The organism is Parasphingorhabdus sp. (assembly GCF_059726685.1).
This window is the reverse complement of record NZ_AP041068.1, coordinates 852,158-863,788: the sequence shown is the minus strand read 5'-3', so window position 1 is coordinate 863,788 and position 11,631 is coordinate 852,158. Positions and strand designations below refer to the sequence as shown.

13 protein-coding genes and 1 pseudogene are annotated in these 11,631 nt (G+C 54.7%); 4 read left to right on the top strand and 10 right to left on the bottom strand.

What is annotated here, in order from left to right:
* Positions 1-41: 41 nt before the first annotated feature.
* From AC6I9Z_RS04295 to AC6I9Z_RS04275, 5 genes and pseudogenes are all read right to left on the bottom strand, one after another.
* Positions 42-1,346, bottom strand: a complete 1,305-nt coding sequence (locus AC6I9Z_RS04295; RefSeq protein WP_461458583.1) for a serine hydrolase domain-containing protein — start codon at positions 1,344-1,346, stop codon at positions 42-44.
* A 44-nt stretch (positions 1,347-1,390) separates the two neighbouring features.
* Positions 1,391-1,894: an anthrone oxygenase family protein gene (locus AC6I9Z_RS04290; RefSeq protein ID WP_461458585.1), complete on the bottom strand. Its 504-nt coding sequence runs from the start codon at positions 1,892-1,894 to the stop codon at positions 1,391-1,393.
* 91 nt (positions 1,895-1,985) lie between these two features.
* Positions 1,986-2,831 (bottom strand): NAD(P)H-binding protein, encoded by an 846-nt coding sequence (locus tag AC6I9Z_RS04285; RefSeq protein WP_461458587.1) that lies wholly within the window; start codon positions 2,829-2,831, stop codon positions 1,986-1,988.
* Between the two features lie 102 nt (positions 2,832-2,933).
* Complete coding sequence (locus AC6I9Z_RS04280) at positions 2,934-3,941, bottom strand: AraC family transcriptional regulator (protein WP_461458589.1); 1,008 nt, start codon at positions 3,939-3,941, stop codon at positions 2,934-2,936.
* A gap of 164 nt (positions 3,942-4,105) precedes the next feature.
* Positions 4,106-4,213: pseudogene (locus tag AC6I9Z_RS04275) on the bottom strand (redox-sensitive transcriptional activator SoxR); the annotation flags it as partial.
* A gap of 163 nt (positions 4,214-4,376) precedes the next feature.
* Here AC6I9Z_RS04275 and AC6I9Z_RS04270 point away from each other — a divergent pair.
* On the top strand, positions 4,377-5,111 hold the full coding sequence (locus tag AC6I9Z_RS04270; protein ID WP_461458591.1) for a hypothetical protein: 735 nt from the start codon (positions 4,377-4,379) through the stop codon (positions 5,109-5,111).
* 136 nt (positions 5,112-5,247) lie between these two features.
* On the opposite strand, the gene soxR is transcribed toward AC6I9Z_RS04270, so the two are convergent.
* The gene (soxR, locus tag AC6I9Z_RS04265; RefSeq protein WP_461458833.1) at positions 5,248-5,691 is read right to left on the bottom strand and encodes a redox-sensitive transcriptional activator SoxR; all 444 of its coding nucleotides are present in this window, start codon (positions 5,689-5,691) and stop codon (positions 5,248-5,250) included.
* Between the two features lie 124 nt (positions 5,692-5,815).
* On the opposite strand from soxR, the gene AC6I9Z_RS04260 reads away from it, so the two are divergent.
* From AC6I9Z_RS04260 to AC6I9Z_RS04250, 3 genes are all read left to right on the top strand, one after another.
* The gene (locus AC6I9Z_RS04260; RefSeq protein WP_461458592.1) at positions 5,816-6,217 is read left to right on the top strand and encodes a VOC family protein; all 402 of its coding nucleotides are present in this window, start codon (positions 5,816-5,818) and stop codon (positions 6,215-6,217) included.
* On the top strand, positions 6,214-6,594 hold the full coding sequence (locus tag AC6I9Z_RS04255) for a VOC family protein (RefSeq protein WP_461458594.1): 381 nt from the start codon (positions 6,214-6,216) through the stop codon (positions 6,592-6,594). The genes AC6I9Z_RS04260 and AC6I9Z_RS04255 overlap by 4 nt, the downstream gene beginning before the upstream one ends.
* 79 nt (positions 6,595-6,673) lie before the next feature.
* Positions 6,674-7,291 carry a pyridoxamine 5'-phosphate oxidase family protein gene (locus tag AC6I9Z_RS04250; RefSeq protein WP_461458596.1) on the top strand — a complete coding sequence of 206 codons (618 nt, stop codon included), beginning with the start codon at positions 6,674-6,676 and terminating at the stop codon, positions 7,289-7,291.
* A 122-nt stretch (positions 7,292-7,413) separates the two neighbouring features.
* On the opposite strand, the gene AC6I9Z_RS04245 is transcribed toward AC6I9Z_RS04250, so the two are convergent.
* From AC6I9Z_RS04245 to ubiA, 4 genes are all read right to left on the bottom strand, one after another.
* On the bottom strand, positions 7,414-8,550 hold the full coding sequence (locus tag AC6I9Z_RS04245) for an MDR/zinc-dependent alcohol dehydrogenase-like family protein (protein WP_461458598.1): 1,137 nt from the start codon (positions 8,548-8,550) through the stop codon (positions 7,414-7,416).
* A 30-nt stretch (positions 8,551-8,580) separates the two neighbouring features.
* Positions 8,581-9,516, bottom strand: coding sequence for an NAD(P)H-dependent flavin oxidoreductase (locus tag AC6I9Z_RS04240; protein WP_461458600.1), 936 nt, complete (start codon positions 9,514-9,516; stop codon positions 8,581-8,583).
* A 33-nt stretch (positions 9,517-9,549) separates the two neighbouring features.
* Complete coding sequence (locus AC6I9Z_RS04235) at positions 9,550-10,569, bottom strand: aldo/keto reductase (protein ID WP_461458601.1); 1,020 nt, start codon at positions 10,567-10,569, stop codon at positions 9,550-9,552.
* A 104-nt stretch (positions 10,570-10,673) separates the two neighbouring features.
* On the bottom strand, positions 10,674-11,588 hold the full coding sequence (gene ubiA / locus AC6I9Z_RS04230; RefSeq protein WP_461458603.1) for a 4-hydroxybenzoate octaprenyltransferase: 915 nt from the start codon (positions 11,586-11,588) through the stop codon (positions 10,674-10,676).
* Between the last annotated feature and the right edge of the window lie 43 nt (positions 11,589-11,631).

Below are 11,631 nucleotides of genomic sequence, written 5' to 3'. Positions count from 1 at the left end.
TGGCGCGGCGTCCGCCTTGGGCACAAAAGCGGACGTTAGCTCTAAAAGGATGATTCTCCACTGGCTTTGTTCGACAATCCGGTTCGGATACGACTGCTTCGCCACTGCCGCCAACCGATGACCAGTCCGACAAGAAAAATGATCGCGCAACCGACCAGAATCCAAAGGAACATGCTTTCCAGCACCATCGCAAATGCAAGGTTATCAACGTTGCCCGTCTTCCAAAACACCCATTCACTGGCAATTTCGGTTGCAAGCAGTGAACTGCCCGTCTCCAGCACCACAATGCCATCGCCAGTAGCCGGATCAAAACGAACAGCCGTATTGATCGCCGGTTCATTATTTCCGTCATGACCGACGATGAAACCGTCCTGATTGTTAGGCGCGTATAGCATCACACCCAATCCCCAGACATCAGCTCCCATCGATGTGGCGTGAGATGATGCCATTGCGGTCAGCGTTTCTTGAGACAACACCGATTGGGAACCGCTGGGTGATTGAATTGCCACAAATCTTGCCATGTCGGCCGGGGATGTGAACAGCGAAGTCGCGCCTAGGGCGGTATACCAACGAAATGGCTCGGTCTTGCCGGTCGTGGTGAAATTTTCCGCGAGTCCCCATGCGATCGCCTCGTCATGGTCGAATGTTGTTCGCGCCATGCTCAGCGGTTCGAATATGCGCTGTTTCATATGATCTGCGAATGACAGGCCTGAGACTTCCTCGATGACGAGTTGCAGCATAGTGTAACCGCCGCCGGAATATTTCCACTCCGCCCCCGGTTCACCACCGACTTTGACGATGCCGCTCTTGCCTGGTGAGGCGTCTTCGGCACGGGTGAGAGATTCCTCAAGCGTCTGCACATCCTTAGGCGTATCGAACCCGTCATAGCCGAGCCTGTCACCAAGACCCCCGGTATGACTTAGTAATCGGCCAATCGTGACACCCGAATGATCAAAATCGCTGTCGGGCAATTTCCAGCGTGTCAGATATTTCGAAACAGGTGCATTGAGCTCAACCAGACCATCCTCCACCAGCACCATCACGCCCCAGGCGGTGAGCCACTTGCCCAGCGAAGCGACCTGGTAAATCGAATTTTCATCGACTGGTTCGCCAGATGAGACGGAAAAATGGTCGGCCACCTTTCCTTTTTCGATCAAAGCGAACCCGAGATTGCCGTGATGTTCGGCAGCGACTTTATCGCGAACGGGTCCAACAAAATCTTCGGAGGCGGCTGAATCCGTAATCGGTGTCTTCCACCATCCTTCGCTGGTGCCGATAAAGACAGTTCCTGTCCACAAGGCCATGGTCAGGACTGTCGCCAAAATGGTCATCAGAATTCTCGTCATTGGCGTTGTTCCTTTCATTTTCATATATATTTTGGAATGCGTTTTCAGACTTGGTCACTAGCGATCAGGGTTACCGCTGCAATGATGTAGAGACCGGCAGTCAATATGCTGCCGAGCGAGCGCAAATGATTGAGTCTGGTCCAAACCCGACCATATTCTTGCCAATAGGCAAGCGAGTCAGCTGTCTTGTAATCCAAGCTGTCGAGTTTGTTGTTCATCGGCACATTACCAAACATCGTCATCAACAAGACCGAAGGGACAAATACCGTCGGTGCCAAAATCATCACCACCAAGGCGGGGCCCGAAAACACGAATATTGAATAGACACCGAAAGCGATTGAAAAGACCGGAATGGTCATTATCCCGGCAACAAACTGGGTTTTGATGACGGTGCGATTGATCTGCTGCATCGCTTCCATTCCGCCAGCCGGCTCCGTGCGAAGCAGCCCCGACATGATGAATTCCGAAAAGGCAGAAAATACACCGCCGACCACTGCACTCCAAAGAGCCAGGAAAAGACAGAAATATAGGGGCCATTCGTAGGTCATGGAATTGATACCTTCGGGTTGAGTTATCAGGATTACTTGCTTGAGAAATTTCGCGGTCCGTCAGAGAAAGATTGGGCAGAATTCAATCTGCTCAAGCCGCAGTTTTCCAGGTTCCGGATGCGGCAATCTCGCGTGCATAATCGGCGAAATCCTTGGGCGTCCGGCCAAGCGCACGTTCCACTCCGTTGGTCAGATGCGCATTTCGCCCGTCGAGGATTGTCGAGAAGAGATAATCCAGTATCCAGACCACATCTTTCGGTGCGCCGGAATTGGTGATCTCTGCGATAAAAGCTTCATGCGGAATATCGATATAGTCGATCTGGCGTCCCGTCGCCCGGGACAGATCAGTAGCCACATCCGCCATGGTCATCAGCCTTGGTCCGGTGACCTCATAGATTTGCCCGCCATGACCCGCTTCAGTCAGCGCCGCAACGGCGACATCGGCGATATCATCAGCGTCGATATAGGGTTCAGGCGTGTCGCGTCCAGGCAAGGTGATCCTACCGTCCAGCACCATGTCAATAAAGGCGCCTTCGGAGAAGTTCTGATTAAACCATGCTGCCCTGATAACCGTCCACTCAAGACCTGATTCCTCGACTATGTGCTCACAGGCTTGGGCTTCCGGTTCCCCGCGACCCGACAAGAGCACAAGCCGCTTGATGCCCGCCTGTTTGGCCTGGCTGACGAAAGCCTCTATTGCATCGGTCGCACCGGGCATGGCCAAATCCGGCACATAGGTAATATAGGCGGCGGTCACATCTTTGAGGCAAGCCTCCCAGCTCGTTTCATTGTCCCAATCGAACGGTGGACGGGCTGAACGGGATCCGATCCGGACAGCATGACCTTTCTGTTGCAAGCGTTCAGCCACGCGTCGACCTGTTTTTCCCGTACCGCCCAAAACAAGGGTGATGTTTTTCTTTTGGCGTTGGACGTGCATGGACTTGCTCCTTGTTTGATTTTTGCAAGTCGATGAATAAGGGGGGAGCGATTTTGACTCTTGCCCAATGATGCCAGTCTTTTGACAGTTCGCGCCAAAATGTCAGTTGGCAGCCACTCTTAAACGATATGAGCGCGGCGTTTGCCCGGCCCACCGCTTGAAGGCCCGCGTGAATCCGCTTTGCTCGGAGAAGCCGGTCAAAAATGCAATCTCAGCAAGGCTGTACTCCGTATCGCGAAGCAGCTGCTGGGCGAGTTCCTGCCTGGCCAGATCGACGAGCTTCTGAAAGGACTGCCCTCGATCTGAAAGCCGTCTCTGCAGCGTTCGAGCGCTCATACCCAGCTTTGACGCTATGAGTGAAAGCGTCGGCACGCCTTCACTGAGCAACTGTGCCACGGCGAGCCGAACGCGTTTCTCCAAGCTGTTCACATCTCCGAGCCTTGCTAGTTCTTGCTCCAGATGGTGGTCAAAAAACTTCGCGATGGTCTCGTCACCCAGTTTGTTGGGAGCGCCCAGACTCTCTTCGCTAACCAGCAGAGCGTCGCGACCCGATTCAAAATGGACCGGACATCCAAAATGGGCGTCATAGACCGAAGGATCACCTCTTGGGCTGTGTTTAAAGAAAACCGTTTGCGGGATGAAGGGGGCTGTGCTGACTTCCTGGCTGATGGCTACAACCGCTGAAAGACTCGCCTCATTAGAGAGCAGCATACCAAGACTCCCGTCGCCAGCTTTCTCAAGATTGTAAAACACTCCTTCTGCGCTCTGTTCAAGCGAGTAGGACTCAGCGTTGCCCAATACACGGCCATAGCGCTCTGATCTAAGGTATGAACCATGAAGGTTCGGCGCTGATTTCCATGCCAATCCGAACGCCCCGAACTCGTCACTACGCATGGCGGCGCCAATCCGCAGGGGCAATCGAAGACCGCCCGGATCCCGTTCAGCCAATGCGGCGAAGAATTCATAATAGTCCGTGGAAGACACCATCTGAGCGGGATCGATCGGACCATCGGCCGCCAGCCCCAATCCTTCAACCAAGTCCCGCGTCACGACTCCGTCGCTTGCCTGCCCGACGACCTTGTACACATATAGCGACGTAATCTGGCTCATAGTGCCGACTATATAATATCTTTCCAGTTCGCGGGAAGGGCAATCTCCAACAGAAAAGGTCAATCAATGCGATCAACTAATGCCCGCTGTCGGGATGAAGCGGGCACTAGAAAGACCACGAACATCCTCTAATCCTCCAAAACCAACCGCGGCCCCGGCCCTTTTTACCCCACCCGATCTTCCGGATTATAGAGCTGGCATTTCTTCAGGCTTAGGCAACCGCAACCAATGCACCCGTCGAGCCGGTCCCGCGTCCGCTCCAGCTCCGCAACTAAAGGCATTAGCCCCACCTTCAATCCTGTACCAAGCCCTCAAACAGTTTCGTGACGACTGCCGCGCAAGCACCGTATTGGACAATGCATCGTGCAAGATGATAAGTTGGTGTCGACTGTGGATAATGCCATCAGCGCATCGGTTAATGGGAGGGGTAATTCATTGCGTTCAAGACGGTCCTACCTGTTCTTCGCAATCATGGGCCTGTTGTTTCTGGCAATAGCGGTGGCGGGATTCGGTCCATCTTTTCTCTTTCCGCTTTTGGGTGGAAATTTTGATTTCCCTCCCGCTATTTTCGTTCATGCTGTCATTATGTTTGGCTGGCTTGGGCTGTTTATAACGCAGGCCATGCTTGCCAGGGGTGGGCCGAGCCGGTGGCACAAATATCTCGGGACAGCATCTCTCATATTGTTCCTGTTGATAATGGCTTCCGGCGTTACGCTTTCTATTGCCAACTTTCTGGAAGACTTGCCACAGCCGGTTGAGGCACGCCTGGACAGCATCTTTTTCCTGCAGTTGTGGACGTTCGTTTTAATACCATTATTTTATTGGCTTGGTTACCGGGAACGGAGGCGCTCTCCAGAGAAGCATATGCGCTATATGCTGCTGCTTACGTTTTTCCTTATCGAAGCAGCGGCCAGCCGGATAACCTTCCTGCCGGGATTGGCGGACGATGCGACCTTTATCTATGCGCAATATCTATATCTTGATGCGATGTTGATCCCGCTTTTCATCTATGACTGGAAGCAATTGGGGAGAATATCTCCAGCCACCTTCATCGGGTGCGGTATTTTATTCTTCTATCAATTCACTGCCATGGTTATGTGGGACAATGAGCAATGGCTCAAACTAGCCGATGCTCTAGACAACTGGCTTAGCGCTTACTGGCCGATATAGCGCCATCGGCAGGTGTTAGGTCGTCTCTCCGAATTCGCGCGTCTGGAGACCTTGCAAAAAACCATCGCCACAAGAATCGGCAGCCGCTAATGTCCGTTTTCGGGGTAGAGCGGACACGAGAAACCAATATCATCCACTAATCCTCCAAAACCAACCGCGGCCCCGGCCCTTTCAACCCCACCCGATCTTCGGGGTTATAGAGCTGGCATTTCTTCAGACTTAGGCAACCGCAACCAATGCACCCGTCGAGCCGGTCCCGCGTCCGCTCCAGCTCCGCAATCCGCGCATTGATTACCTTGCGCATCGCTTTGCTGATCCGGGTCCAGTCGGCTTGGGTTGGTGTGCGGCCATGCGGGAGGCTGGCCAGCTGGCGTTCAATCTCTCCGATACTCAGTCCCAGTTGCTGCGCGATCAGGACGAAGGACAGGCGCCTTATGTCCGAGCGTAGAAACCGCCGCTGACCGCCGCCGGAGCGGAAGGGTTCGACCAGCCCCTTTTCCTCGTAGAAACGGATGGCCGAGACCGACAGACCGGTTCGCGCGGCGAGGGCACCGATGGTCAGGGCTTTTGTTTCCGGCATGAATTTCTCTTTCAAAACAGTCGTCAAAATAATCTCTTGACCTCAACTTAACTTGAGGTTGTACGAATCGCAAGTGAGGATGAAAAGTCCTGAAAAAATGCTGTTTTCAAGGAAGCACGGAAATATGAAACTGAACCAGATAACCGTCGGATGTCTCGATTACGATGCGTCCGTCCAATTTTATCAGACGCTGGGCCTTGTCCAGATTGTCGATGCCCCGCCCCACTATGCGCGCTTTGAAACGGATAGCGGAGAGACTTTCTCCATCCACAAGGTGGATCAGGTCCACGAGCCCAGCGGGATGGTCTATTTCGAGACCGACAGTCTCGATACCGATGTGGCGGCTCTGGAGGCCAGGGGAATCGCCTTTGATACACAGCCTACAGATCAAAGCTGGGGCTGGCGCGAGGCGCGTCTGCGCGATCCCGCAGGCAACGCACTGTGCCTCTATTTTGGCGGCGACAATCGTCGCTTCCCGCCATGGCGAATTTCAAACAGCAACCAAGGAAAAGGATATGAAAAATGACAAAAGCAATATTGGAACATGTGAACCTGACCGTGAGCGACCCGCAGCGGTCCGCCGACCTGATGCGCGACCTTTTTGGGTGGCATATCCGGTGGGAGGGGCCATCAATGTCGGGTGGCCACACGATCCACGTGGGGACTGATGATCAATATCTCGCGCTCTACACGAATGAGAATGTGAAGGCCGCCAATCCCCAGTTCCGCAAGGGCGAACCGATGAACCATGTCGCGATGACCGTTGATGATCTGGATGCAGTCGAGGAAAAGGTGAAGGCTGCTGGACTCGAGCCATTTGGCCATGACGACTATGACCCGGGCCGGCGGTTCTATTTCTTCGACTGGAACGGGATCGAATATGAGATTGTCAATTATGGCTGACGCATAGACCATGTCCGCCGCCCGCCTTTTGCTGTAACCTGTGACGGCAAGAGCCCGAACCGGGCGGCGGAGACTGAACATGAGCTATAAATTTCTCGACATGCTGACAACTGACAGCGTCCGTGCTGCCCAGACGGAAAATGGTGCCCGTGAACAATGGGAGGATTTTTCCGGTGACCGCCGCTTTGATCATTTCGACGAGCGCGCCGCGGCCTTCATTGCCGCGCGCGACAGTTTCTATATGGCGAGCGTTTCGGAAAATGGCTGGCCCTATGTCCAGCATCGCGGCGGACCACCCGGGTTCCTGAAAGTGCTGGACGACAAGACGCTGGGCTTTGCCGACTATCGCGGCAACCGGCAATATATCAGCCTCGGCAATGTCCGCGCCGATGATCGCGTTGCCTTGTTCATGGTCGACTATCCCCGGCGCAAACGGTTGAAGTTGCTCGCCCGGATGACCGTGCATGGCGTGGAGGATAATCCTGAACTGGCGGCACGGATCATCAATGCCGACTATCCCGGTCAGGTTGAGCGACTGATGACTCTGACACTGGAATCCTACGACTGGAACTGCCCGCAGCATATCATCCCGCGTTTCACCAAGGATATGGTCGACCTCGCCGCCAAGCCTTTGCAGGACGAAATCGCCCGGCTGACATCAGAGAACGAAGAACTGCGGGCGCGTTTGGAAGGCTAAACGGCTAACATCACCGTCATCCCGGACTTGATCCGGGATCTCCCACGACAAGGCGCTTGATAAAGGAGATCCTGAAACAAGTTCAGGATGACGAATTACAGATCAGAAACGATTGACCGCTATCAAAGCGATGGGTTCACCAGAACCTTCTCACCGGTAGCTTTCTTCTCATACGCTTTGGCAATATCCGGATCGATCATGTCCATCAGGCTGATCTCGCTCGAATAGTCGCTGTGGAAAATGCCATTGCGCTCGGCGACGGTGAACATCCGCATTTCCATCATGCGCTCCATGCCAACTTCTTCGAGATGCGGAGTGAGCAGCCAGCCGCCGACGCCCCAATAGAGGCCATAGCCCGCGCCCAGGATCGTGTCGCCCGTGTCGAGACGGCCATAGATATAAACCTGTTTGTTGACGGTTGAACCATAGACGCTGAACTCTGCGCCGCGTTTGGCCGCAGCCTGTTCCATCGCGGTCAGGATGTAATTGGCCATCTTGCCGCCGCCAATGGCATCAAAGCCAAGGGTTGCACCGGTTTCGGCAAGCGCATCAACCAGCTTCGGCATGAAATCATCCTTGCTGCTGTCGAGCACATGACCCTCTGGCAGGCCAATATCGGTAAGGATCTTCTTCTGCGCATCCGAACGGACGATCGCGACCAACGGGATATTTTCCTTCAGGCAGAGTTTCGCAAGCATCTGGCCGAGATTGGAAGCGGCGGCGGTATGAACCAGCGCCTCATGGCCTTCCGCGCGCATGGTGTTGACGAAACCCTGCGCCGTCATCGGATTGACGAACAGGCTGGCGCCTTCTTTTGCGGGTGCACCTTCTGGAAGCGGCACACACATCATCGCTGGCATCACGCGGTGGGTGCGGTACATTTCGCCGCCGACAATCGTGACGGTCTTGCCGAGCAGTGCCTGCGCGGCATCCGATGCACCGGCCGCGACCACTTTGCCAGCCCCTTCATTGCCCGCCGCAAGCTTCTTGCCTTTACGGCCAGCAAAAATGCGCATCATGGAAGGATCGATATCGGCAACCAGTGCCGGATGACCGTCTACTTCTTCGCTGCGTACTGTGTTCATGTCCGCAGGAGCGGTCAGCAATCCCAGATCGGATGGGTTGATCGGCACGGCTTCCATTTGCACAAGCACTTCATGGTCTGCCGGCTCCGGCACATCATAGGGCTCTACGGACAGCACCAGCTTGCCATCATCGGTTACCGTGGTGAAGAGTTGCTTTGCGTTGTCGATGCTCATTGGGAAATTCCTTGTTTATTTAGGGTTGGGTTAAAAACTTTTGGATGCGTTCAGGGCGCTCATGCGCTCGGTAATAGTGAAAAACTCTTCCACGGTTTCGTCGATAATCTGTTTGGCAGTTTTTACTTCGTCAATCAAACCGGATGATTGTCCGGCCAGGCCAACAGCGGCCTCCATATCGCCGCCAAAATAGACGTCCAATATGCCCTTGAACGTATCGGGCGGCATCAGGCCATCTTCGTAGATTTTTGCGGTGCGCTCTGTCTTCAAAGCGCGGATGCAGGGTGTGGCTTTCTTGTTCAGCACATAAGTGCCGGTTTCCTTGGCATCCAGTATCGCCTGTTTATAATTGTGATGTACCGGGCTTTCGGCACTGGATACAAAACGTGTACCCATCTGAATGGCTTCCGCGCCCAGAGCAAAGGCCGCCGCCATGCCCTTGCCATCGGCAATACCGCCCGCGGCGATCATCGGTATGTCAGATTGTCGGCGTATAGCCTGAAGCAAGACCAGAGTGGACACCTCTTCGGGATTCTTGAAACCGCCGCCTTCCGCGCCTTCCACCACCAGGCCATCAATACCGGCCTCGACGCATTTCATCGCGGCATCGACGGTCGGTACAGCATGATAAACCGTAATCCCGGCTTCTTTGAGCGGACCGATAAATTTCGCCGGACTGCCCGCAGACGTCGTCACAAATTTCACGCCCGAACCGCAAATATGATCGAGGATGGCCGGATCTTTGAGAAACATGATCGGCAGGTTCACACCAAAGGGCGCATCGGTCAGGTCGCTCATCTTGGCGATTTCCGCCATGCAGTTTTCGGTCTCACCCGATGAGGTTTCGATAATACCAAGGCCGCCAGCATTACAGACAGCAGAGGCTAGCTGTGACCGCGCGATCCAGCCCATGGGCGCCTGCACAATCGGGTATTTCGCACCGGTATGTTCAAGAAAACGGTTCATATAATGATCTTTCATTTCGTGGATTTTGGCCGATCAGCCCATCGGATAGAGAATATCTTTCGTCACCTTGTCGACCGCCTTCATGACATCGTCGCTGAGCACCAGTTCGCTGGCGGCAAATATATCGGGCAGCTGGTCTGTATGTGTAGCGCCGACGATCGTGGATGCGACAAAATCATGCTGCTTGGACCAGGCGGTGGCGAGCGTGACGGGCGCAATGCCGGCTTCCTCGGCTATCGCCATAAACCGCTTGGTCGACTCGATGCTTTTCTCGTTCACGAAACGCTGCGCCATTTTAAACTGGCGCTTGCCTTCCATTGCGAGATAGGCGGAAAAACGAGCACCTTCCGGTTTCGCGCCATCATTATATTTGCCGGACAGCACCCCGCCGGCAAGCGGTGAATAAGGGATCAGGCTCACGCCCTCTTTCTTGCACACCTGCGCCAGTTCATCTTCGAACCGGCGGTTGTTCATGCTGAAATTATTCTGGATCGTGCAATATCGCGTAACGCCGAGGCGTTCGGAAGCCTCCAGCGATTTCATCAAGCCCCAGCTGGTTTCATTCGAACAGCCAATAGCGCGGATTTTGCCCGCGCGGATTTGATCATCGAGCACTTCCATCGTCTCGTCATAGGCTGTGCCATGATCAGGCCAGTGGGTCTGGTACAGATCGATATAATCAGTGCCGAGGCGTTTCAGGCTGTCATCCAGCGCCTTGACGATATTGTGGCGATCGAGCGCGGTATTGCCCTGACGCACCGCAGCCTGGAACCAGCCGCCGCTGGGCCCCGCCACCTTGGTCGCCAATATAATCGAATCGCGGTCTTTATCTTTCAGCCAGCGGCCGACAATATCTTCGGTGCGGCCAGAATATTCAAGCTTGGGCGGCACCGGATAGATTTCAGCCGTGTCGAAAAAATTGATCCCGGCATCCAGCGACTGGTCCATGATCTTGTGCGACATGGCTTCATCGGCGCCCGTGCCAAAAGTCATCGTGCCCATGCATATATCGGAAACATGCAGGGCACTCTTGCCAAGACGGCGTCGTTTCATTCAGGCTCTCCGGGATGATTTGTGGTTTTAACTATACGGTTAAAGATGCCAGAATCTACATAGGTTGCAAGAGGCAATGTAACCAAACCGGAAAGAGAAAGACTCTATCCGGCCTGCCCGAGTACCAGACAGGCGAGAAACATCAGGAAACCGGCAAAGCGATTGGACCGGAACTTGGCGAGCGCATCGTCGCCATCACTGCTGTTCAGCGTGCCGATCTGCCACAATAGATGCAGCGCCAGCGGAATCAGGGCGACCAGACCCAGAACCTGTGGCCGTATGATCCAGAATGCACCCACCCAACTGGCCAGTGCCAGGCAATAGAAAACCAGCACCCCAAAACGCACATTGTCACCCAGACGCAGCGCGCTGGAGCGGATACCGACCAGCGCATCATCCTCCCGGTCTTGCAGGGCATAGACGGTATCAAAACCGATCACCCAGAATATCGATCCGGCATAGAGCAAAAGCATCGCCCATGAAAAACCGGGCTCTATCGCCAACCAGCCAACCAGCGCCCCCCATGAGAAAACCATGCCGAGCCAGGCCTGTGGCCACCACGTAATCCGCTTCATAAAGGGATAGCCTGCCACCAGGGCGAGGCTTCCCAGCGCCACAAGCTTGGCCGTCACGTTCAACTGAAGCCAGGTTGCCAATCCGATCAGGCACAAAATCCCCAGCCATATCCACGCCGCTTTCAACGATACCGCGCCGCTCGCCAATGGTCGTGAGCGGGTACGTTCCACCTGCTTGTCGAGGTCACGGTCGACAATATCGTTATAGACACAGCCTGCGCCGCGCATCGCAATAGAGCCCAAGAGCAACCAGAGCAGCAAGTCCCAACGCTGCACCGCACCACCTGCCAGGGCCACGCCCCAGGCGCAGGGCCAAAAGAGCAGCCACCAGCCAATCGGGCGGTCGAGGCGGGCCAGCAACGCAAAGGGGCGTGCGGCAGCAGGCAGCAAGCCCATAAAGCCACGATATTCTGTATCGGGAACGGTTTCCGGTTGGGTTGACATATCTCGGCCTTAGAACATCGGTTGAAACTCGTCATCCTGAACT

Excerpts from the sequence above, each read along its gene's own strand:
- AC6I9Z_RS04295 (WP_461458583.1), bottom strand. The coding sequence starts at position 1,346 with ATGACGAGAATTCTGATGACCATTTTGGCGACAGTCCTGACCATGGCC.
- AC6I9Z_RS04290 (WP_461458585.1), bottom strand. The coding sequence starts at position 1,894 with ATGACCTACGAATGGCCCCTATATTTCTGTCTTTTCCTGGCTCTTTGG.
- AC6I9Z_RS04285 (WP_461458587.1), bottom strand. The coding sequence starts at position 2,831 with ATGCACGTCCAACGCCAAAAGAAAAACATCACCCTTGTTTTGGGCGGT.
- AC6I9Z_RS04280 (WP_461458589.1), bottom strand. The coding sequence starts at position 3,941 with ATGAGCCAGATTACGTCGCTATATGTGTACAAGGTCGTCGGGCAGGCA.
- soxR (WP_461458833.1), bottom strand. The coding sequence starts at position 5,691 with ATGCCGGAAACAAAAGCCCTGACCATCGGTGCCCTCGCCGCGCGAACC.
- AC6I9Z_RS04260 (WP_461458592.1), top strand. The coding sequence starts at position 5,816 with ATGAAACTGAACCAGATAACCGTCGGATGTCTCGATTACGATGCGTCC.
- AC6I9Z_RS04255 (WP_461458594.1), top strand. The coding sequence starts at position 6,214 with ATGACAAAAGCAATATTGGAACATGTGAACCTGACCGTGAGCGACCCG.
- AC6I9Z_RS04250 (WP_461458596.1), top strand. The coding sequence starts at position 6,674 with ATGAGCTATAAATTTCTCGACATGCTGACAACTGACAGCGTCCGTGCT.
- AC6I9Z_RS04245 (WP_461458598.1), bottom strand. The coding sequence starts at position 8,550 with ATGAGCATCGACAACGCAAAGCAACTCTTCACCACGGTAACCGATGAT.
- AC6I9Z_RS04240 (WP_461458600.1), bottom strand. The coding sequence starts at position 9,516 with ATGAACCGTTTTCTTGAACATACCGGTGCGAAATACCCGATTGTGCAG.
- AC6I9Z_RS04235 (WP_461458601.1), bottom strand. The coding sequence starts at position 10,569 with ATGAAACGACGCCGTCTTGGCAAGAGTGCCCTGCATGTTTCCGATATA.
- ubiA (WP_461458603.1), bottom strand. The coding sequence starts at position 11,588 with ATGTCAACCCAACCGGAAACCGTTCCCGATACAGAATATCGTGGCTTT.